At 33.5% G+C, this 22,134-nt stretch carries 22 protein-coding genes and 1 pseudogene; 9 read left to right on the forward strand and 14 right to left on the reverse strand.

Features of this window, described 5'->3' with window-relative positions; genetic code table 11:
• Window positions 1-63: 63 nt before the first annotated feature.
• Window positions 64-528 (reverse strand): helix-turn-helix domain-containing protein, encoded by a 465-nt coding sequence (locus HX13_RS24645; RefSeq protein WP_238555437.1) that lies wholly within the window; start codon window positions 526-528, stop codon window positions 64-66.
• Window positions 482-928: an AraC family ligand binding domain-containing protein gene (locus HX13_RS24650; protein ID WP_238555438.1), complete on the reverse strand. Its 447-nt coding sequence runs from the start codon at window positions 926-928 to the stop codon at window positions 482-484. The genes HX13_RS24645 and HX13_RS24650 overlap by 47 nt, the downstream gene beginning before the upstream one ends.
• A 158-nt stretch (window positions 929-1,086) precedes the next feature.
• Here HX13_RS24650 and HX13_RS16740 point away from each other — a divergent pair.
• From HX13_RS16740 to HX13_RS22185, 3 genes and pseudogenes are all read left to right on the forward strand, one after another.
• Window positions 1,087-1,491: pseudogene (locus tag HX13_RS16740) on the forward strand (efflux RND transporter periplasmic adaptor subunit); the annotation flags it as partial.
• A gap of 63 nt (window positions 1,492-1,554) precedes the next feature.
• On the forward strand, window positions 1,555-2,442 hold the full coding sequence (locus HX13_RS16745) for a hypothetical protein (protein ID WP_128572459.1): 888 nt from the start codon (window positions 1,555-1,557) through the stop codon (window positions 2,440-2,442).
• Between the two features lie 56 nt (window positions 2,443-2,498).
• Window positions 2,499-2,795, forward strand: coding sequence for a hypothetical protein (locus HX13_RS22185; RefSeq protein ID WP_128572460.1), 297 nt, complete (start codon window positions 2,499-2,501; stop codon window positions 2,793-2,795).
• Between the two features lie 1,243 nt (window positions 2,796-4,038).
• On the opposite strand, the gene HX13_RS16760 is transcribed toward HX13_RS22185, so the two are convergent.
• The 6 genes from HX13_RS16760 to HX13_RS16790 form a co-directional block, all read right to left on the reverse strand.
• Entirely contained in the window at window positions 4,039-5,142 is a 1,104-nt protein-coding gene (locus tag HX13_RS16760) for a metallophosphoesterase (RefSeq protein WP_050022029.1), read from the reverse strand.
• Between the two features lie 38 nt (window positions 5,143-5,180).
• Window positions 5,181-6,857 carry a SusC/RagA family TonB-linked outer membrane protein gene (locus HX13_RS16765; protein WP_238555439.1) on the reverse strand — a complete coding sequence of 559 codons (1,677 nt, stop codon included), beginning with the start codon at window positions 6,855-6,857 and terminating at the stop codon, window positions 5,181-5,183.
• A gap of 37 nt (window positions 6,858-6,894) precedes the next feature.
• On the reverse strand, window positions 6,895-7,623 hold the full coding sequence (locus HX13_RS16770; RefSeq protein WP_050022031.1) for a TonB-dependent receptor plug domain-containing protein: 729 nt from the start codon (window positions 7,621-7,623) through the stop codon (window positions 6,895-6,897).
• A gap of 520 nt (window positions 7,624-8,143) precedes the next feature.
• On the reverse strand, window positions 8,144-8,458 hold the full coding sequence (locus tag HX13_RS16780; protein ID WP_050022033.1) for a DUF6377 domain-containing protein: 315 nt from the start codon (window positions 8,456-8,458) through the stop codon (window positions 8,144-8,146).
• Window position 8,459: 1 nt separating this feature from the next.
• Window positions 8,460-8,957: an FtsL-like putative cell division protein gene (locus HX13_RS16785; protein ID WP_050022034.1), complete on the reverse strand. Its 498-nt coding sequence runs from the start codon at window positions 8,955-8,957 to the stop codon at window positions 8,460-8,462.
• On the reverse strand, window positions 8,920-9,783 hold the full coding sequence (locus HX13_RS16790) for a hypothetical protein (protein WP_128572462.1): 864 nt from the start codon (window positions 9,781-9,783) through the stop codon (window positions 8,920-8,922). The genes HX13_RS16785 and HX13_RS16790 overlap by 38 nt, the downstream gene beginning before the upstream one ends.
• 816 nt (window positions 9,784-10,599) lie before the next feature.
• Between HX13_RS16790 and HX13_RS16795 the strand changes: the two genes are divergently transcribed.
• Window positions 10,600-11,874: a hemolysin family protein gene (locus tag HX13_RS16795; protein ID WP_050022036.1), complete on the forward strand. Its 1,275-nt coding sequence runs from the start codon at window positions 10,600-10,602 to the stop codon at window positions 11,872-11,874.
• Between the two features lie 161 nt (window positions 11,875-12,035).
• Window positions 12,036-13,589, forward strand: coding sequence for a Na+/H+ antiporter (locus HX13_RS16800; protein ID WP_128572463.1), 1,554 nt, complete (start codon window positions 12,036-12,038; stop codon window positions 13,587-13,589).
• A gap of 97 nt (window positions 13,590-13,686) precedes the next feature.
• Here the strand turns inward: HX13_RS16800 and HX13_RS16805 are convergent, their stop codons facing one another.
• Together HX13_RS16805 and HX13_RS16810 are read right to left on the reverse strand one after the other, a co-directional pair.
• Entirely contained in the window at window positions 13,687-14,532 is an 846-nt protein-coding gene (locus tag HX13_RS16805) for an AraC family transcriptional regulator (RefSeq protein ID WP_050022038.1), read from the reverse strand.
• Between the two features lie 52 nt (window positions 14,533-14,584).
• A complete protein-coding gene (locus tag HX13_RS16810; protein ID WP_050022039.1) occupies window positions 14,585-15,082 on the reverse strand; it encodes an FUSC family protein in 498 nt (165 codons plus the stop codon).
• A 319-nt stretch (window positions 15,083-15,401) separates the two neighbouring features.
• Between HX13_RS16810 and HX13_RS16815 the strand changes: the two genes are divergently transcribed.
• The 3 genes from HX13_RS16815 to HX13_RS16825 all read left to right on the forward strand — a co-directional run bounded on the left by HX13_RS16815 (window position 15,402) and on the right by HX13_RS16825 (window position 17,530).
• On the forward strand, window positions 15,402-16,112 hold the full coding sequence (locus HX13_RS16815; protein WP_238555440.1) for an AEC family transporter: 711 nt from the start codon (window positions 15,402-15,404) through the stop codon (window positions 16,110-16,112).
• Between the two features lie 124 nt (window positions 16,113-16,236).
• A complete protein-coding gene (locus HX13_RS16820; RefSeq protein WP_050022040.1) occupies window positions 16,237-17,016 on the forward strand; it encodes an SDR family NAD(P)-dependent oxidoreductase in 780 nt (259 codons plus the stop codon).
• A 40-nt stretch (window positions 17,017-17,056) separates the two neighbouring features.
• Complete coding sequence (locus HX13_RS16825; protein WP_050022041.1) at window positions 17,057-17,530, forward strand: Dps family protein; 474 nt, start codon at window positions 17,057-17,059, stop codon at window positions 17,528-17,530.
• 227 nt (window positions 17,531-17,757) lie between these two features.
• On the opposite strand, the gene HX13_RS16830 is transcribed toward HX13_RS16825, so the two are convergent.
• The 3 genes from HX13_RS16830 to HX13_RS24655 all read right to left on the reverse strand — a co-directional run bounded on the left by HX13_RS16830 (window position 17,758) and on the right by HX13_RS24655 (window position 20,444).
• Window positions 17,758-19,161 (reverse strand): NAD-dependent succinate-semialdehyde dehydrogenase, encoded by a 1,404-nt coding sequence (locus tag HX13_RS16830; RefSeq protein ID WP_050022042.1) that lies wholly within the window; start codon window positions 19,159-19,161, stop codon window positions 17,758-17,760.
• A gap of 241 nt (window positions 19,162-19,402) precedes the next feature.
• Window positions 19,403-20,092, reverse strand: a complete 690-nt coding sequence (locus HX13_RS16835; protein WP_238555441.1) for an aldo/keto reductase — start codon at window positions 20,090-20,092, stop codon at window positions 19,403-19,405.
• A complete protein-coding gene (locus HX13_RS24655) occupies window positions 20,073-20,444 on the reverse strand; it encodes an aldo/keto reductase (RefSeq protein ID WP_238555442.1) in 372 nt (123 codons plus the stop codon). The genes HX13_RS16835 and HX13_RS24655 overlap by 20 nt, the downstream gene beginning before the upstream one ends.
• A 293-nt stretch (window positions 20,445-20,737) precedes the next feature.
• On the opposite strand from HX13_RS24655, the gene HX13_RS26445 reads away from it, so the two are divergent.
• Window positions 20,738-21,007, forward strand: coding sequence for a SemiSWEET family sugar transporter (locus tag HX13_RS26445; protein ID WP_050022043.1), 270 nt, complete (start codon window positions 20,738-20,740; stop codon window positions 21,005-21,007).
• 217 nt (window positions 21,008-21,224) lie between these two features.
• Here the strand turns inward: HX13_RS26445 and HX13_RS16845 are convergent.
• On the reverse strand, window positions 21,225-22,134 hold a 910-nt coding region (locus tag HX13_RS16845), incomplete at its 5' end, for an AraC family transcriptional regulator (RefSeq protein ID WP_316931341.1).

Raw genomic sequence — 22,134 nt, forward strand, 5'->3', positions numbered from 1 at the left:
CTCAAATTCTTTTTCAACCCGAAATTCAGTTATGTCGTTCTGAAATTCGGGTTAGGAGATATTCTACTGTCTACGATATTCGGTAGGAGAAATGGAAGCATATTTTTTGAAAAACCTACCGAAAGCTGAAACGGAACTGAATTGAAGCAGATCTGCAATATGGGTAATACTGTATCCAGGATTGCCAAGCATAACATACGCTTCTTTCAGCAGCGCTTCATCGATGATTTGATGAGGTGTTTTGCCGGTGGCTTTCTTTACCACTTCTATCAGGTATTTGTCAGATATGCACAGCTGTTTTGCATAAAAACCGACATCTTTATAAAGCAGAATATTTTCCTTTACCAATTCATCAAACTTCAAAAACAATTCCTTTTTCTTCTTTTTCTTCTCTTTCGAATCGCCTCCTTCTAAACTAACTATCTCCGCAATTTCCAGCAAAAGATTAAAGATAATCGTGCGAATTATCTCTTCTGTAAATTTACCTTTTATGGAAGTTTTTATTTTCAGATAGTCCAAAAAACGCATACAATGGAACCGCTTGTTGTATGTCGGCTTCCAGAATATTGTACGAGCCGTACCGAAACAGATTCATCTTGTCAATAATGAAGGGGTTGGCAATATTTTTAAGCAGAAAGTCTTTTGAAAAAAATAGCAGCTTCATCCTGAAATCCTTGCTTACTTTTTTAAATTTTATGATAGTAGAAGGTGCGGAAATGAGGAAGCCATTCTGATTGATATTATATGTATTGTTATCTATTTCAAGTTCAATATTACCGGCAAGACAGATACAAAATGCATAAAAATCTATCCGGAATGATTTCTTTGGGAATTTAAGAATTGAATTACCTGAGGAAATATAATAAGGCTCGTTGCAATTAACCCCATAAAATGCAAGGGTTTCCTTTAAATTTTCGTATGATTTCATATATATCCTTTAAATAACTTCATCGGGGATTTTACCTTGTTAAACATCGGAGCTTTCACTATTCCGAAAGAAGATTTAAGCAAAGATTCCAGGTTCATTGCAAGCCCCAAATATATCAAAATATTTTCTCGTTTTTGTTTATAGACGGTATTGGTGCAGAAAAAAGCAGGTTGCACGAAGTAAAACAACGCCGAAATCTTGATGTAAGCTACACCGTAATTACAGCTCCTTATAAAGGTAGACTGGGAAAACGTAAGATTGAAAAAGGACAGATGATTGATGTTGGAGACCATCTTTGCTATATCGTAAATGACGAAACACCAAAGTGGATTATGGCTAATTTCAAAGAAACTCAGATTGCTCATTTTTCTGTAGGAGATTCGGTTTACATCACAGCAGATGCTTATCCTGATCAAAAATTTAAGGGAAAGATTCTTGCATTTTCTCCAGCTACAGGTTCAAGTTTTTCTTTGCTTCCGCCTGATAATGCAACCGGAAACTTCGTGAAAATTGTACAGAGAATACCTGTAAAAATTGAAATTCTGGGTGTAAATAATGAATAGCGTTCCAAATTACTTTCCGGAATGAACGTAACTGTTACAGTTCCACATCACAAATAAAAAGAAATGGGTTTATTTAGAAAATGGGTTCCCGGCTGGGTAGCAAAAATAATTTTGTTTGCTCTGTTGCTTCCCAATATGATTATGTTTTTTCTGCCATTGGCAAATGAAGATGTTGCCGCAGGATATTATGGGATCGAACCCAATGACGTACAGTTTACCATTTCTCTTTACTATGCAGGTTTTGCTTCTTTTTATTGTTTAGAAAGAAGGTTTTACAGCTACTTTACCTCAAAGCAGTATTTTATTCAATTTCAACTTTTTCAATTACTTTGCTGTTATCTTTTATTTTCGTCACAAATTTTACTGGTAGTTTTTATAGTACGGTTTATTCAGGGAATGCTTTTTGCAAGTGCTGTTAATCTTTACTTATCGATAGCGACAGGTTTTATGAAATCTTTCAGAGCTAAAGAAGTGGCTTACAGCTTATTTTTTGGGATGCTTTTATGCACAAGTTCTTTCAATAATCTGATAACAGCCGATTTGATCGATCAGTATAATTTTGATATTGTGTATAAACTTTGTATGTTGATGTTTGCTTTGAGTGTAGTGGTTGTTTTAGTGTGTATTTCTTCCGCAAAAGTTTTCCACAGGCATACACTTATTCAGTTGGATGTGAGCAGTTTTATTTTGCTTGCGGTTATTTTAATAGGTTTAGGGTATTTAAGCGTTTATGGGCAACAGTATTATTGGTTTGAAAGTTCAGAAATAATTACAGTCACTGGAATGACCGTTTTTGCCGTCGTGCTTTTTGTTATACGTCAGCTCACTTTAAAAAGACCATATATTGATCTTTCTATTTTTAGAGAAAAAAATTATTTATGGGGCGCTTTACTTTTATTTTTTATGTACATCGAAAGGTTTTCGTTTGCGTATGTGGGAAGTTTTTTATAAGAATGTCCTTCATATGGATCCTCAACATATTTCGTATATGTTTGTATTTAATCTGATTGGAATTATTGCAGGAGTGGCGTTGGCAGCATGGCATCAAATTAAAAAAATCTAATGTAATCTGGCTCTGGATGTGTGGTTTTATCTCTCTAATGATTTATCATATCTGCATGACACAAATGCTGGAAAATGCCGGAAATGAAAGATATTATAGTATTCCATTATTTGCTCATGGTTTGGGGGTTGGGCTAATTATGGTTCCTACGATATTATTTGCAATCAGTATTGTGCCATATTATTTAGCTCCTTCTGCAGCTGCATTCTGTCTTATTGTAAGATTTTGGGATATACCGTAAGTACGTTTCTTACCAAATTTTTTGCAGTTTATAATTATAACCTGCATTATAATCAATTTTTAGACTACATTAATAACAACAATCAATTTTATCTGGATAAAACAAATCAAATAGGTAATTATCTAAAAAATAATGGACTTCCACCTAAAATTATACCGCTCGGTACCCAAAAGGTTTTTAAAACTCAACTCGATAATCAGATTCTTCTGCGTTCTATTATGGATTATTATTCTCTGATGATTTGGTTTTCTTTAGTTATTCTTTTTCTGTTGCTGTGCTATTATATTAAAGAGAAAAAAGTCTATGTCCATTTCAGACCACTTTTACCTATTTAATTGGGGGCATATATAGAAGGGCTAGTATAATTATCAGAAAGAATTAAATATCTGAAGAAAAACTTTAAGAAAACAGTATAGTTAAAAAATTTAAAGAACATAACCTCCAATAAAGTGAAGATACAGCATTGAATCATAAAAGGGACCGGATTTTTTGTGTGAAAATTGGGAGTCATCAGAAGGAATCTACAAAAAAATTATATTAGGTTGTCCATGTAAATGATTACAAATGAATTTAATATTTTTTATTATGAAAAAACTTAATATGAATTACACAATAAGTACTATTACCTAAATATTATTCCATAATAACAACTACTACAATAAAATCCATTAAAACCGGTTTGAAACAATAATCCAATAGAAAAACATAGATAAAAAAAATCGGTAATCAGAGATTATAGAAATTACAGTTTTAAATAAAAAAGGTCGGGTTGCCCGACCAATAGAATAAGGATAATGAATTATTATATAACAAAAGTAGTAAAATTATTTTATTTTAAAACATAACGATTGTAGATATTACTGATAATATTTTCTATTCTAATATTTTAGTGTTTAGTGAGTTTCTTTTTTCTCATATGCATTATTATAGATCACATTATCAGATACTATTTCTCAAAATGATGAAAGTAATTTTTAAAAAATATTATTAAGTAGCATTTTATCAATCATTCTTCATAGTGTTCTTAATAAATATTTTTTAAATTGAAAATAAATATTGTAGCCACAGGTCATGATTAGATTTCTTATAGTATTATCTTCTTGATAGGTTGTAATAATATTGATAATGCACTCTGTAGAATTCAAATATGTTTGTAGAAATTTGATATTATTTTTTTTATCTATTCTGTTCATGCTGTTAACTTTGAAAATCATGAATCAACCTTAATTCATGTTAAATTTGATTATTCTGAAAGCTTAAAAGTAAATTCGTTTCTAGGGTCGCTTTTGTAAGCGTTCTTTTGGGTCGTTGGTGAAATTCCGAATAGGGGAGAATAGGTTTTCACTTTGACAGTTTTGTTATCGGGATAGAATTCGATAATTCTAAGCCAACCGTCGCCTCCGTTACCATCGCGGTGACCACCGCCTTCGCTTTGCATATCAAAAAGCATTTGATTTACGTTTTTCCCAAAGCTGTTAGTGTCGGTACGGAACCCTTCACCGGAAATGTGACCACTTAGTACCAACTGCATATTTTGAGACGGCTGTATTAGCTTTTCCCATATCTGTTCTCCATTATTAGATTGCGGAAGTACAATAGATTTAGACTTTTGCGGAACATTATTGACTAAAAAGGGCTCATACATGAACCATGAGTTTTCTTTATCCGTTCGCTTGTCTTTCTCATTCAGGAAAGCATGGGTTATTAAGATAGATCTGTGGTTTTTGTATTGAGGCATTTCCAAGACTTTTTTAGCCCATTCTAAGGTTTTATCTCGGGGTGCAAATTCAAGGCTGACAAATAAGTAGTCCAATCCATTTAACCCTTTTAGTTCCAAAACCGAATTTTCCATACTTGGAGCACCGGCATCATTAAAAAAGTTCTGTGCTAAATATTTTTGGTTTAAATTGTTAAAGTTGGAAGGGAAAAACTCATTATAACGAGAAAATCTTCGTCCTTCATTATTGATGCTGAAGTCATGATTTCCGGTGGCAGCTACATAAGGAACTTTTCCATTCAGCCTTCCCATGATAGACTGGATTGCTTTCCATTGATCATCTGCACTTTGATCGCCGTCATACCCCTGATTAAGAATATTATTGTGTTCCACCAAATCACCAACCTGACAGACCATTTTAATATTAAGGGTCGAGATATTATCCTCGATCCATCGTTCCATCAAATCTAAAATAGGCTGATTTTGGTTCCATTTCACATAGTTTTGGGTATCCGGAATGAGGATGATACTCCATGATTTTTCATTGTCTAGTTTGGGAGCCTGAAATTTTTCTTGTGCGAAAAACACTGCAGAAAGCAGTAGTAAGAGTAATGATATATTCTTTTTCATAAAATTCTTTTGTATAGCTTAATATCCTGGGTTTTGTTTTAATGAAGGAACATAGATTCTGTGTACATTCTGTTGGCATTATAAATGTCATTTCCATAGGATCCTTGTAAGAAAATATTTAAATCAAAATTCTTATAGCTGAATGTATTGTTGAATGAAAATGTAAATTTGGGATTGGGGTCTCCGATGAATGTACGATCTTTATCATTGATAACTCCGTCATTATTCAGGTCTTTGAAACGGATATCCCCAGGAGCAGTACTCGTAGCGTAATTAGTTCCCGGTGTTTGCACAGCATGTACATCTATCTGAGCCTGATTTTGAAAAATGCCATCTGTCACATATCCGTAAAATACATTCACAGGATAGCCTGCCTGAATAAGCCCTATCGTACTGTTGAAGCCAGTGTTTGATACTAGAATGGGAGTGTCGCTATTAATGGTTTCTACGTTGTTTTTATTGTAGGAAAATACAAAATCTGTTGACCATTTAAACTCTGTTTTTAAAAGGTTTTTAGTCGATAAAGTTACTTCTACACCTTTGTTCTGAATTTTACCCGCATTCGTATAAGGTACATAAACATCAGAGTATCCTGAAGTTACAGGTACAGACATGGGTACAAGCATATCGTTGGTATTTTTAACATAACCATCTACGATAAGGCTGATTCTGTTATTGAACATATCAAGATCAATCCCTGCATTAAACTGTTCTTGTCCTTCCCATTTTACATTTGGGTTTGGAAGCATTGTAGGAAGTACAGCTCCTACATAAGTGTTGTTAAAGTTATACAGATAGGTGTTATAAGATGATGAGAAACTATAGTTACCAATCTCCTGGTTACCGGTTATCCCGTATCCTAATCTTAATTTAAGATTATTGATGGTTTTTGAATCTTTCAAAAAGTTTTCATTAGAAATTCTCCATGCAAAAGCAGCAGAAGGAAACCATCCCCATCTGTTTTCTTTTCCAAACCTTGATGATCCATCTCTACGGATCGTTGCAGTAAGGTAGTATTTATCTGCAAAACTGTAATTGGCGCGTCCTAAGTATGACATGATTGCCCATTCAGACATATTCCCATGTTGTGTAGGCTGTAATGTACCGTTGTCTATCTGCTGTGTATTGTCACTGGCAAATTTTTGTACAGATGCATTAAGGTACTTAAATTGATTGCTTTGTGAGCTGCTTCCGGCTACCACATTGACGTGATGTTTTCCAAAGGTTTTGTCATAAGTTAGGGTATTGTCCCAAAGTAAGGTGATACTTCTGTTATTTCCCTCATACAAATAAGAGTTTTCCTGAGATTTTACGCCCCATTGATATTTTGGTGACCATGTTCTGTCATCCCAAATATTTACTTCAACACCACCTAATGATTTGAATTTTAAATCTTTCAAAATATCGACTTCTCCATAGATGTTTCCCTGAAGGTTATATCCTTTGGTAGATTTATCTACTAAACTTGCTTTTCCGATTGGGTTATCAATATCACCATACAGCATTGGGTTAGTTCCGGGTCCGGCCCAGTTACCATTTTCATCATAGATTGATCTGGTAGGTAAAGATAACATGGTATTTTTTACATCATATTCTCCCTTTTTCTTTACATCGTGCTGTACTTTTAAACTGTTCCCCAACTTAAGAAAAGGCTTGATCTTGGTATCTCCATTGAGTTGTACGATAAATCGTTCATAGTCAGTGTTTAGTACCATTCCTTTTTGGTTAAAATAACTTGCAGATACGTACAAGTTACTTTTTTTCGCTACGATCTCCATATGAAAGAGAGTAACTCGACATAATAGAAGGGCTAAAAAGCGCTTTGAGCCAGTCTGTACCTTTCCCCAAAGAAGCTGGATCTGCAAACTCTGGATTAGTTGAAAGTCCTGCATTTGTAAGCATTTCATTATTGAGCTGTGCATATTGAGAGGCATCTAAAAATTTTGGCATATTGGCAACGCTTTGTACTGCAGTAAAAGTATCAAAGTTCAGAACTCCTCCTTTTGCTCCTCTTTTGGTCGTAATAATAACTACACCATTTGCTCCTCTGGAACCATAAATAGCAGTTGAAGATGCATCCTTTAGGATATTTATTGATTCAACATCGCTCATATTTATCTGGTTTAAACCTCCGTTAAGCGGCATACCGTCTACGACAATAAGTGGGTCATTATTTTTGATAGTACCTGTTCCACGTATACGAAAAGTAACGTTACTGCCTGGTTCACCAGAATTGATAACGGTAACACCGGAAGCTCTTCCCTGAATAGCCTGCCCAATATCTGCGACAGGCTGATTTGAGGCTTTATTCATATTAATTACCGAAACCGAACCGGTAAGATCTTTAGCTTTACCGTAACCTATGACTACTACTTCCTCTATTTTCTTTTCGTTTAAAGTATCTTTTTCCTGTCCGTAAAGATCTCCCGAAAAGTAAAGTGCAGCTATGGCTACTGTAATTTTGAGGTATTTTGAATTCATTTATAAAAGGTTTTTATATAGTTGTAATTTTTCTTTTAAAAACAATATTATTTAATTAAAAAATATTGTTGATTGTAGGAATGGACATGGCTGTTCCTTGTACTTGCAAGAAATATATGTTCTTTAATCTGGTAAAGAATTTGAGTGAAAAAAGGTGATGGAAAAATTTCTACATTCCCACTTAAAATTCCTTTTTTTATATCGGAATTATCTGGAATGCAAAAATGAAATCGGACGTCAATACAATTTTTATTATACCATTTGTTTTTTAAAATGGTAATAGAAAATCGTGAAAATAAATATTGTTTTAACATAATTGAAATCTTTCCTCATTAACAATTGTCAACAATATGTTAACTAAAAGTTAATTGGATGTTGCTAATATATTTCAATTATGTACCGTGAAACGAAGAGTTTATATCTGGGGGTTGTTTTAGGTAACTTTTTTTTAATCAATAAATTTATAAAGTGTTTATTTTCATTTATTTAATTTATTTTCTGAGTTAATAAAAAGTAAATGTTATTGAACAGAAATGGAACCTATATGCATGATTTGTATTTCAAATTGGTCATTGGAAACCACCGATTTTGCCTTTACCCGACTCCGGTAATTATAAATAGTACGTAAAGAATATCTTAAAAAATCAGAAATCTGTTGGGCATCATTTATACCCAATCTTATCAGTGCAAAAATTCTAAGTTCAGTATTAAGAGTGCCAAAACTTAGTTCATATTTTTCTTCCGGTCTGAGTAGCTTATTAACTTCATCCACAAAATTGGGATATATTTTTAAAAAGGCTTGGTCAAAATTTTGATATAACTCATTAAGATCCATCTCATGATTTTTTTTTATTATTGAGCATCTCGGAAACTTTTTGAAGCTGACCGCTCAAAAGCCTGTTGGACATTAATTTTTTATATCGGTCAAATTTTTCAAGATAACTGGAACATTGATTGATGAAGAATGCAACATACTCTTCCTTAATGTGGTTGGCTTCATCAAGCTTTGCATTGAGGATTTTGAGATCTGAATTAATTTTTGAGAGCTCATTTTTGGAACTCTTAATGGTTCTAAGATTTTTATATATAAAATATAAAGTGCCTAATAATACCAAAAGTAATAAACTGATAAAGAATATTGAAGTCCAGAGTTTTTTGTTCTGAGTATTGATAGTGTTTAAATAGGTTTCTTCAATAATGGGCTGTACTTTTCCTATCTGTATATTTCTGAAACGGGCATTGTAAAAATTAGCATCTTCTAGTGCAGACTGTATATAAGTATAGGCTCTTTCAGTATCACCTTGTTGGAATAATACAATTGCTAGCTCCTGCAAAGATCTGTTCTCTTTGGTAGAAGATTCTATATCCGAAATTGCAGAGTAGATAAGATATTTTTCCTGAGAAGATATGTTCCCGAGTTTTTTGCTCGATTACCGCTTTGCAAAAACTGCCGATTGCATGAAGTCTTGTTCCTGGTTTTGTTACATTCAGAAATTTATCAATATTTTCGTTTGCCACATTCCAATTCCCGTTGATCCTGTTTTTGTGGCTTAAAAAAAGATAATATAAAGGATCATTTTCTTTCATGGATATATATGCAGAATGATAATATATGGCAAGCTTTTCACGGTATTTTTGTCCATAAATATTGTCATCACCTGTATAATCTATGAGATTAGAATAAAGACATTCATAAGCAGAATTGTAAGGAAAGTGTAGGTCTTTAGGAATATTTTGAGGATCAATATCATCCAAAATTTCTTTAGACTCTACAAAAAGCCCAGTAGTTGAAAGCAATACGGATCTCTGAAAAAGATTTTTATATAACCATTGTTTGTTATTGTTTCTTATAGCTATCTCTTTATTTTTATCAGAATAAGCATAAGCAGAATCACACTGATATCCCAAATAATACTCTACTATTTGATGATTTATAGAATAAATGATACTGTCATTTGTCGTATTTAGCAACTCATTTTTAAGTTTTTTTATACTCTTCTTTTTATTGTTTTCGTAATTCTTTTTTTCTTTTATTTTTTCATCCAATGTTTGCAAAAGTTTAATATTTGTACTGATTTTAGTTTTTCTTTCTTTACAAGAAAATATCAGTAGCACCGTGCATATAATAAAACAAAATCTTTTACCTAATTGATGTATCATTGTTAATATTTAATAGGAAGATGTTATAACAGCTATGAATAAATTCGTAAAACAAATGTATTGTTTTTTATCATAGAAGTTATTTTACAATATAATTATGTTATTGTTGAAATGGCAAAAGTTCAGGTAATTTCAAAAAAATGTAAGATATTTAAACAATTAATCACCTGACATCTTTTAATTTTTTTTTTACTGTCTTTAAAGTAATTAAATGCTAATTTATAGTAATTTTAATTTTATTTATAAAATAGGCTAAATTCACTATATTTGTTTTATTGCACAATAAAAAATCTCCTAATTTCTTATTAATGATTATCTGTAAAGATAAAATATGTATATGTTTATTTTTTTTAGAAAATTTATAAACCTAGCACCAGAGTATTTTTAATGATTAATATTTAAGATATGAAAAATTATAAAAAACCTCATCGAAGCAATCAATGATTTAAGAAAACAAGGTTATGAAGAAGATCTTGAAATAAAGGATGGTAAGTTAAACAGTATTTCTTCAAACTTTCAACTTCATCCTGAGCAGTTTAATATTGATGAAGTTTATCGGTTTGAAGGGGAAACAAACCCAGATGATAGCAGTGTCATATACGCGATCAGTTCCAAACATGGAAAAAAAGGAATCTTAGTTGATGCTTATGGTGTTTATGCAGAAAATATGACACCTGATTTAGCTGCGAAATTAAATAGGTCGTAAATTATTAGTTGTAAATTAGGCACATTCTATAATTTTTACGTTACAGCATAGTTAATACTATAAAATATCTTAATAAGTCAATAAATTAGTTTTACAGGAAATTTAACTATATGATTATTTTAGCCATTTTAATTCTGATACTGCTCAATGCTTACTTTTCATTAGCTGAAATAGCTCTAATTGCCGTAAAAGAACACGAACTCAAAAAAGAGATTGATTCAGGAAATATTGCTGCACAAAAGGTTAAAATATTAATTAAGGATCCTGAGACCTTCCTGAGTGTTGTGCAGGTGGGCATAACTTTATTGGGGATCATTGAGGGTATCTACGGAGGAAAGTTTGTGGCTGAAATGATTGATCCTTTTGTTTCCGGGCATTTTAATCTCTCTCCTGTGATGTTACGTGTGATAACAACTTGTTTGGGAATAGGTTTAATAACCTATCTTACGATTATCATTGGTGAATTACTTCCAAAATCAATAGCACTTCAGAGTCCTTTAAAAATATCTTTGTGGGTAGCGCCTTCATTGGTTTTGTTTTCTCGTATCGCATTTCCATTTGTGAAATTGTTAACATTAAATACACGTTTTCTTCTCAACCTTCTAAATATACATAAAGGTGAAAATCAGAAAATTTCTGAAAGTGATCTAAAGAATATGCTAAGTACAGCTTATCGTCAGGGAATCCTCAAAGAAGAAGAGCTGGTTTTGCATCAAAATATCTTTACATATGATGAACTTATCGCAGAGCAAATAATGAAGCCTGCTGTTATTGTAGAAGTAATATCTTATAGTGCAAGCAGAATAAAGGTGACTGATTTTATAAAACGTAAGCCTTATTCTCATTTTCCGGTACTTGACGAGAAAACAGGCAAAATAACTGGTGTGCTTACAATAAAAGATTTCTTTTTGGAAATTAATATCCCATGGCAGAACCTTATACGTTCTCCTTTTATAATTACACCGGAAACATTGGTTAAGGATATTTTTCTCGCCTTTAAAGAAAAGAATCACGACTTTGGTCTGGTTATGGAAAAACAGACTGAATTTTTAGGTATTATTACGATGCAGGATGTTATGGAAGGTGTTTTCGGAGATATGCCGGAACGTGAAGACTACCATAAATATTTTTATAAGTTAAATGATAATACATGGATCGCAAATAGTTTTATACACCTCCAGAGAATCAGGAGAGAATTATCACTTGAGTGGATGAGAGAATATGAAATGAAATATATTACCATTGCTGAGCTGTTTTCAGGGTTGTTGCATCAATCATTTAAGGTTGGTGATCAGCTAAAGCTTTATAATGTTGTCTTTACGATAATGGAATTGGAGGCTGATTCAATAAAGAAAATAAAAATAGAGTTGTTGCCAGTGCCTTAGAATTTTACTGCATTCTCTAAAAAGTATTATTTGGTTTTTTTTAATTAATAGTGATAAAACATTGATTTTCAATATTTAATTTATGATAGATTTAAAACCTGTAATTTTTATAGTTACCACATTAATCTGTATTTCGGCAATATCCGGCAAGATAAAAAAAAATTCCCTATCCGATCTTGCTTGTTTTTATAGGTTTGCTGCTAGGTTTTATCCCGGGTCTTCCACATATTGAATTGCAACCTGAGATGGTATTTCTCCTTTTTTTACCCCCTTTATTATTTCGGGCTGCATGGAATAGTTCCTGGAAAGATTTTAAAAGGTCAATAAGACCAATATCCAGACTTGCTGTGGGGCTTGTCTTATTTACAACACTATCCGTTGCTGTGATTGCACATTACTTTATTCCGGGAATGAGCTGGCCAGTAGCATTTATCTTAGGAGCAATAGTTTCTCCACCTGATGCTGTTTCTGCCACCAGTATTATTAAGGGAGTTGGGCTTAATAAACGTATTATTACTATTCTGGAAGGCGAAAGTCTTGTGAATGATGCTTCCGCGCTTATTGCTTACAGGTACGCTTTAGCTGCCGCAGTAAGTACCGGATTTGTATTCTGGAAAGCTGGACTTCAGTTTTTATTGGTTGTATCCGGTGGTGTTGCAATTGGTTTCGTATTAGGCTATCTACTTTGTATTATTTTAAAAAGAATACACAACAATTCAATTGTTGAAAGTTCACTTCTCCTGCTTATTCCTTTTGTTTCATATCCTATTGCAGAAAATTTTCAGGTCTCCGGAGTGCTTGCTGTGGTTACTACAGGATTGGTTACCTCTTGGAAATCTTCAGAAGTACTGTCTTACCAAGGGCGCACGCAATCTAACTCTATATGGGAAATGATTGTTTTTTTACTCAACGGTATTATTTTTATTCTCATCGGCTTGCAATTGTCTGAATTAATGGATACTACGGAAGGGTATAGTACTTCCTCTTTAATTCAGTATGGCTTAATTATCAGCCTTGTCACAATTGTTGCCCGGTTTGTATTTGTAATACCTGCGATGTGGTTTCCATCACTGCTAGAGACCAAATTAGATAAAGAGCAAAGAAAGAATTTTGACTGGAAAAATATACTTGTGATCTCTTGGTCTGGAATGAGAGGAGTACTTTCATTAGCAACTGCAATGGCTCTTCCACTAACCCTTGATGATGGTACACCAATGCATCAACGGAAGGTGATTCTTTTTATCACTTTTGTGGTAATTGTTGTCACATTGGTAGGGCAGGGACTTACTCTCCCTCTTTTGATCAAAGTATTGAAAATAAGCTCTGAGACAGATAATGTAGAAGAAGAAAAAAAATTACGTTTATTAATTAACAGCAGTGCTTTAGATTTTATTAATGATACTTTTAAAAATGGAAAAGAAGATGGGGATAGTATTAATGAGGTTAGAAAACTTTACGAACTGAGAATTGCCTGGTTGACGGGCAGGGATTTTCGTGAAGAGAGACATAGCTCTCAAAATGGGATGGAAGACCTATCATTCCTTGAACAGGTTATTCATGTCCAGCTTATGGTGACAGAGTTTAAGCGCAAAATATTGCTGAAATTATACAGAGAAGGTTCTTATGCATCAGAAAATATCCGAAAGCTGGAAAAGGAAATGGATCTTGATGAATCAAGGCTTCGTAGTCAATTAAAGAATATCATTGATAATTAATTAACATATAATAACTCTTTACATAGTTTTGATAAGTTTAACACATTTAGCTTGATTTAATGATTTGTTGACTAGATTTATGGATTAATTCAAAAAATCAAGCACGTTTCAGTGAACCATAATATGATGGACTAACTCCTTTGTTATTCTTATAAAAATGTGAAAAATGGCTTTCATCAATAAAGCCAAATTCATCGGCGATCTGTTTTAATGTAAATTGCCCCGACTCTAATCTCTTCTCTATCAGTGATATTTTGTATTGATTTATATATTTTCGATATCCTATCTGAAAATTTCTTTTAAAATAAGCACTAAAGTATGTGGTGGCAATATTAAAATGCAATGCGATACATTTTATTTTTATCATATCCGGTTCATAGATATGCTGATGAATATAAGATATTAATTGTTCTTTTTCAAGTAAATGATCGCTGCAATTGATAGACATATTGATCATTGTCTCCTTTATAATACCGAATAAAGATAATATCTGATAAAAAACTATTGGGGAGGTTGATATGTTTTTTACGGTATTATTATAAATCAGTATATTTTCTATTGTATGTAAAAGTATTGTTTTTGCCTCAAGAGCAAAATTCAATTTTACTTCTTTCAGGATTTTATTACTCATAATGCTTTCAGGGCTGTTGGTCATATAGTCCTGCAGCTTCCAATGATCCTTACTGCTAAAATAATCATCTGTAAACTTAACACATATTATCCGGGTTTTCTCCTCCATTATGAAATTATGCTCGTCTTCGGGTGAAATAACAAAGATATCTCCCGCTGTATAAGAAAGCTGTGTGTGATTTATATGATGTAAACCCATCCCGGAATAAATATATACAAGTTCGTAATAATTTTGACCGTGTGAAGGCAGGTGAAAATCATTTTCTTCAAAGTCCAGAATTTCCAAAGCGTTGAATTGCTTAAATTTTGCCATATGCTTAAGTACTGAATTTAAGTATGCTCAATATTTCTCTTTTTTTATCTTTTCAATAATAATGGTAGCAATAAGAGATATAGCTCCTCCGGCAACAGATTCTAAAAAAACGCATCAGTCCAAACTGCCAGACAATATCAAAAGCTTTATTATGAGTGCTAAGTCCCACAATAATGACAGTTATACAACCAATTTTTAAAGCACCGGTCCATTTAAATACCGAAATAAGAATACAGGTAAAGAATAAAGAAATACCCAGAGATAAAAAAAGATTATTGGTAAAATATATGATAACCGTGGTTAACAGAGCGCCAACAAATGTACCCAACAATCTGTCTTTCATTAAACTCTTGGCATTTTTAGGGAGGTCATCAAATACAACGATTGCTGATACAGCACACCATATCCCACTTAAATAATCATCTGAAAACTGAATCATTTTATTGATACCAAGGCCAAAAAAATAAGAAATGAAAATTACAATTGTCAGCAGTCCAGCTTTAATGACAATACTCGTATCAGGATACTCTTTGAAAAATTTTGGTCTCATAGCTGGATTTAGTGTAATTAAGATATTACAAATATACAAATCAATATTGTCTTTATACATGAAATATGCTTTGCATTTGATGTAATTTTGTATTGGAAAATAATAATTTTAATGATGGTTAATTTTGTAATGATCGCTTTTTGCATAATTGCGGGAATGATTTTTCGATATGCCAAACTTATTCCTCAGGATGCACATAAAGGATTAAATACCTGGATATTATATCTTGCACTTCCGGCAGTATCTTTTAAATATATTCCCAAGATTGAATGGAGTAGTGAAATGCTGTTTCCTGCAATTTCGCCAGTAATTGTATGGGTTGGAAGCTGGTGCTTTGTTGAGATATATGCACGTTATAAAAAATTACAGTCAGCGCTCCCGAAGCACACTTGAACTGGCAAGTGGATATAGCAATACCTCATTTATAGGATTTCCTCTCATTATGGCATATTTTGGTGAGCAGGATTTAAGCATAGCAATCATTTGTGACCAAGTGATGTTTGTGTTATTATCTACGGTAGGAATTATATGTGCTATCAAAGGAAACCGTACGGATACGGAAGGTATAAAGGCTTCGGTTCTTGTAAAAAGACTACTTACTTTTCCACCGTTTATAGGGTGTGCAAGTGCAATTTTACTCTCTAAATTAGTGGATCTGAGCATTGCAGAACCCTTCTTTGAAAAACTTGCAGCAACTGTTGGTCCTTTGGCTCTGTTTTCCGTTGGTTTGCAACTTAAATTTAAAGGGTGGAAACAGCAGTTTTCTCAAATTTCTATGACCATGCTTTATAAGCTGATGATTGCTCCTGCACTGGTTTTAATTATAGCATTATTGATAGGTATTAAAGGTAATGTAGCTCGTATAAGTATTTTTGAAGCAGCTATGCCGACTTTAATAACATCCAGCATTATTGCTGAGCAGTTCAGGCTAAATTCCAGACTGGTCAACCTTATTATAGGCATCAGTATTCTCGTCGGATTTATCACCACTGCCTTTTGGAATATTATTATAGACTTATTGATAGCTTAGTGATCTTTATATTCAAAAAATATTTTTTTTTATACATCTTTTTTAGCATGATTATACAAGTCACCTTTCATAGATTTGGTGTAAATTTATTGTATAAATAATTAACTTTAACAAAGTAAATAAAATGGAAAAATTCAGTAATAAAACAATATTTATAACAGGCGCAGGTGGTGGAATAGGGAAAGCTATAGCGTTGGCATTTGCAAAAAAAGGAGCAAATATTGCATTGGTAGATGTTAAAAAAGAATACGTAGATTCCTTAGTTGAAGAAGTTCAAGCGCTCGGGAGTAAAGCATTGGCTTTAGCTGTTGATGTAACAGATTATCAGTCTGTAAGAGATGCTGTGAGTGAAACTGTAGCTTTTTTCGGAACTTTAGATATAGCAGTGAATAATGCAGGTGTTGTTGGTATTGGCAGTATAGAAGAGATAGACGAGCAGGAATGGGACAGGGTTCTTTCTGTAAATGCAAAAGGTGTATTTATCTGTACCAAAGCTGTTCTAGAGGTTATGAAGCCGCAAAAAAGCGGAGCCATAATCAATACGGCCTCTATCGCTGGTAAAATGGGAATGGCTCATTTATCCCATTATGTTGCTTCAAAATTTGCAGTAATCGGATTTACAAACAGTATTGCAAAAGAAGTTGCAGAAACCGGTATAACTGTAAATGCAATTTGCCCCGGTATTATTGGCACAGGAATGTGGCGTGGGGAAGGCGGTATCGCAGATCGTTGGAAGCAACCCGGAGAAACCGAAGCTCAATCATGGGAACGAAATAAAAAATCGTTAATACCGCAAGGTACAGATCAAAGTGCAGAAGATATAGCAGATGCGGTTTTATTTATTGCTTCGGCCCCACATATTACCGGACAGGCAATTGCAGTGGATGGCGGAATGACCATGTAAAATAGTTTAGATAAAAAGAAAATCAATTTAATATAAAAAAATGGAAACTAAAATCGGAATTAAAAATGAGAACAGATTGGCTGTAGCTGAAATTTTATCCAAACTCTTGGCAGATGAATTTGTAGTGTACACTAAAACAAGAAATGCACATTGGAATGTAGAAGGTCCTGATTTCCATTCCATGCATCTTTTTTTTGAAAGTCAGTATCAGCAATTGGCAGATTTGATGGATGGAGTTGCAGAACGTATCCGTACAATAGGGCATTATGCGCCGGGAACACTGAAAGAGTTTTTGGAGCTTACCCATCTTACTGAATACAGTGAAAGAACGAACGATAGTAAAGGTTTTATCAAGGATCTTTTAGCTGATCATGACAGTATTGTGGAATTTATCCGAGGTAATATAAATAGTATTAATGATAAATATAAGGATGCTGGTACCAGCGATTATATTACTGGTTTCATAGAAATACATGAGAAAATGGCATGGATGCTTAGGGCTCATTTGAAATAAAAATAACATTCGGAGAGACATATTTTTAACTATTATTAGTTGTGAAAATGCTCAACAAAATTAAAAGTTTTGAGCAAAATTCATATCGTTGTCCGACTTGAATAGCAATATTTAAAATTAACTGTTTAATGGTTTTATCATCTAATCCATGATTGAGAAATGTGTAATTTTAAATCAAAAGCCTTTGCTCATAGCAAAGGCTTTTGATTTTTATATATTAATATTAATTAATATAGATTTTCCGGGGATGTTACACGTATCAGTTTAGAATTAACAAATTCATAGATTGCTTCAGGTGATTGTTCTCTTCCAAATCCGGATCTTTTGGTGCCTCCAAATGGTAGCTCTGGAGCAATTCCGGTTACATGATTAATATAGACCATTCCTGTGTCGATTTTTCTGGCAACAGCTTTAGCTTTTTCAATGTCGGTACCAAAAACCGTTCCACCGAGTCCAAATTCTGTGGCATTGGCTAATTCAATAGCATCATCAATATTTTTGTAAGAATAAATAACTAACACGGGTCCAAATATCTCTTCAAAATAAGCATCCATGGATGGAGTTACAGAGGTGAGGATAGTAGGTTCAAGGAATGCACCTGGCCTATCGATTCTTTTTCCTCCCAATTCAAGTTTTGCTCCCTGATCAATCGCTTTTTGTATCTGTGCTGCTACATCTTGTGCTGCTTTCTCACTGCTTAACGGAGCGATATCGGTATCGGTTTCCAGAGGGTTGCCCACTTTAAGTCTGGTTGTTAGTGCTTTAGATTTTTCGGTAAATTCTTTCACTTTTGATTCAGGGACAATAATTCTTTTAGGAGAAACACATACTTGTCCCGCATTCCACATCCTTCCATTAACCGCAGTTTCCACAGCTTTATCAATATCTGCATCTTCTAATACAACGAACGGGTCACTGCCTCCTAATTCCAGCGTTGATTTCTTAACATTCTTGCCGGCAGCAGATGCAATACTTCCTCCTGCCGCCTCACTTCCAGTAAGGGCAACAGCTTTAATCTTAGGATTATCCACAAGTCTTTCTATCTGACTTCCAGGAATAAAAATATTGTTGTAGACACCATCAGGTAAGCCTGCTTCTTCGAAGATATCTTCCATTATCTGGGCGCACTGGGGAACATTCGAAGCGTGTTTTAAAATCATTGTGTTACCTGCCATCAAAGCAGACGCTGCAGAACGGGTAATTTGGTAAAATGGAAAATTCCAGGGTTGCACGCTTAACAAAATACCTATAGGCTGATAGCTTAAAAAAGCTTCACCTTTTTCTGTTTCTAGTGGACGATCTGCAAGAAATTTGCCCGCATTGTCTGCAAAGTAGTCAAAAATATCAGCACTTAGCTCCACTTCATAAATACTTTCGCGTAATAACTTGCCCATTTCAATGGTTGCTAAGCGGCCCAGATCCTCTTTACGCTCACGCATGATTGATGCCACTTTGTGTATCACTTTGGCTCTCTCATCAAAACTTGTATTTCTCCAAGTCTTGAAAGCATGATCTGCCTTATCAATAATCCTGTCAACCTGCTCGTTGCTCATTATTTCAAATTCTTTTTCTACTTCGTTGGTAAATGGATTCACGGTCTTGATTGATGAGTGCTTTTTATTTATTTCCATAATGTAAAAATTTTTATTATTTTTTTTTTGTAATAATATGGCTCATATGTGTGATTTTCTATCTTTAGTTATACAAATTACAAAACAATCTTAAATATACGAGTTTAATAACAAACAAAATTTCACTGACTGCAAAAAATAAATAATGTTATAGTACTCTTCTTAAAAAAAAACTTAATTCTCATTTGCGATATTAATATTCTGAGGAGATGCGCTTGTCATTAGAAAGTAAGAGAAATAATCAGTAGAACTTTGGTGTGGGGTTTAGTGATTTATTTTGCCATTGATGCCAGTAGGGATATATGGGGGGTATGGCACTTGCCTCATCCAGCATTTTTAGCTGTTCTGTGGTCAGAGTCCAACCAATAGCTCCCAGATTTTGTTTCAGTTGCTCTTCATTTCTGGCCCCTATGATAATGCTTGAAACGGTTGGTCGTTGTAACAACCAGTTTAATGCTATCTGTGATACAGATTTACCTGTTTCATTGGCAATTTTTTCAAGAACATCGGTAATTTGGAATAGATGTTCTTTTCCTACGATATCCTCAATTACAGGGCTGCCACCAGAAACCACGCGACCAGCGGTAGGCCATTCTTTTCTTCTGCTAAATTTGCCACCTAATCTACCACCTGCAAGAGGAGACCAAATGATTGAACCTACATTTTGATCAATAGCTAAGGGCATTAGTTCCCATTCATACTCACGATTTACCAGGGAATAGTAAATTTGATGTGCCACATATCGGTTCCAGCCATATTTTTCAGAAATATCCAGTGATTTCATCAAATGCCATCCGGAAAAATTAGAAGCAGCAATATAGCGTACTTTTCCGCTTGTTACTAAATCATCCAGTGTTCTCAATGTTTCTTCTACCGCAGTATTGCCATCGAAACCGTGCATGTGATAAATATCAATGTAATCCGTTCCCAAAACGTTTCAAACTACCCTCTATCTGTTTCAGAATATGAAAGCGTGATGAACCCTGATTATTAGGGCCATTACCAAAAGTAAAGGTTGATTTTGTTGAAATGATTAGATCACTTCGATGTTTTCCGGCAATAGCTTTCCCTAGTACTTCTTCGGCCAGGCCATCTGAGTAAATATCAGCAGTATCAAAAAGATTTACTCCGGCTTCAAGACATATATCTATTAGACGGGTCGCTTCATCTACTTGTGTCGAACCCCATGTCTTGAAAAAATTATTACTACCACCAAAGGTGGCTGTTCCAAAACTTAGTGCCGGTACTTTCAGACCCGATGCACCTAAAAATCTATATTCCATAATCGTATTTTTGAGTTTAAAGTCTATAGTTTAGGGTGATGCAAAAAAATGGTTTTTTATAAACTCTTCCAGTATGTTTTCAAATATAAATTACCATATTTTTTGATCTAATCTTTTATTTTTTCTTTAAAATCAGTTACAAAAGTGGTGAAAAAATTAACTTAAATCATTGTATATATACCGTAAAAATAGGTACAAGTAATGGATGTTTAAATTTGTTTTATATATATTTACCCGCTCTACAACATTTCCTGGCAATTTATTTTGTCACATATTAATTTAAAAAATAATTTATGATAGAGGAGATCATTGGGTATTCAGGAGCTATAATTTCATCTGTATCATTTGTACCCCAAGTTTATAGACTTTGGAAAACCAAATCGGGACACAATCTTTCCATGGTTACGCTCATTTTTTTGGCAACCAATGCAACACTATGGTTTACATATGGATTACTAAAAGATGCAAAGCCATTGTGGATCACAAATTCATTGGTTATGATGATGATCTTGAGTATGATAGTTTTAAAGATTGTTTACCGAAAGAATGTTCCAAGAGCTTAATTAACGTGCTTTCGGGTTAAGGATTTTTTCTAAAAGTCGTCAGTTTAAGTGGTTTTTCAAAAGAGGAGGTTTAGAAAGAAGATTCACTTGTTTTCAATACAATTTTCTATTGGGAACCACTCAAACTAATCTAAATTTTCTTATCCAAAACTCAAATTGATAAGTAAATAATGGCGAAATTCAAACCATTGGTAAAATATACAGTTTCTCTTCAATATTAAATTTGTTGTAATAGTTTATTTCTGTATATCTTGGGACCAACTCCCTTATGCTTTTTGTAAAACTTATTGAAATGACTCATATCGGTAAAACCAAATTCATCTGAAATCTGGCTAAGTGTAATAGACGGGATTGCCAGACGTTTCTCAATAATACTTATACGATAATCATTTATATAGTCACGGTAGCACATTCCGAATTTATGCTTGAAATAATCACTGAAATAGGTTGGTGAAATAGAAAAATGTGATGCAATATTCTTAATCTGCGTCAATGCAGGTTGATATATATGCTGGTTGATATAGGAAATCATTTCTTCTTTGTCCGGTTGTCCGTCATCAATTCGAATATTCAATTTTGCTGCAGCTTCTTTTATTAATCCAAAAACGGAAAGTATCTGGTAAAATACCAAAGGAGAACGAACAATATCCTTATTGGAATTATAGTTAACGATATTTTCTATTGTATTTTTCAAAATGGATATGGAAGGTTCATCCATTTGCAGTTTTATTTCTTTGAGGAGTTTATTTTTCATAATACTTTCGGGATCTAATGAAATAAAAGCATCTGCTTGACAATAGATGTTATTCCCGGCGAAATAATCATCAGTAAATTTTATAAATGTAAAATGGGTATTTCGGGCAATTTCAAAATAATGCTCATCTTCTGGACCAATTATAAATAAGTCTCCTTTTTGGTAGGGTAGACGGCTATTATTCAAAAGATGTATGCCACTTCCGTTACGGATATAAACCAGTTCATAATAGGTATGACCATGCATAGGTAAATGAAAGGTTTTCTCTTTAAAATCATGAATTACAAGCTGTTCGAACTGAACTTTTTTCATTGCCAAATTTCTATTACCATAAATGTACAAAAACAACGGAATATTATACCATACTAAATGC

Source organism: Chryseobacterium sp. P1-3 (genome assembly GCF_000738495.1).
GTDB lineage: Bacteria > Bacteroidota > Bacteroidia > Flavobacteriales > Weeksellaceae > Chryseobacterium > Chryseobacterium gallinarum.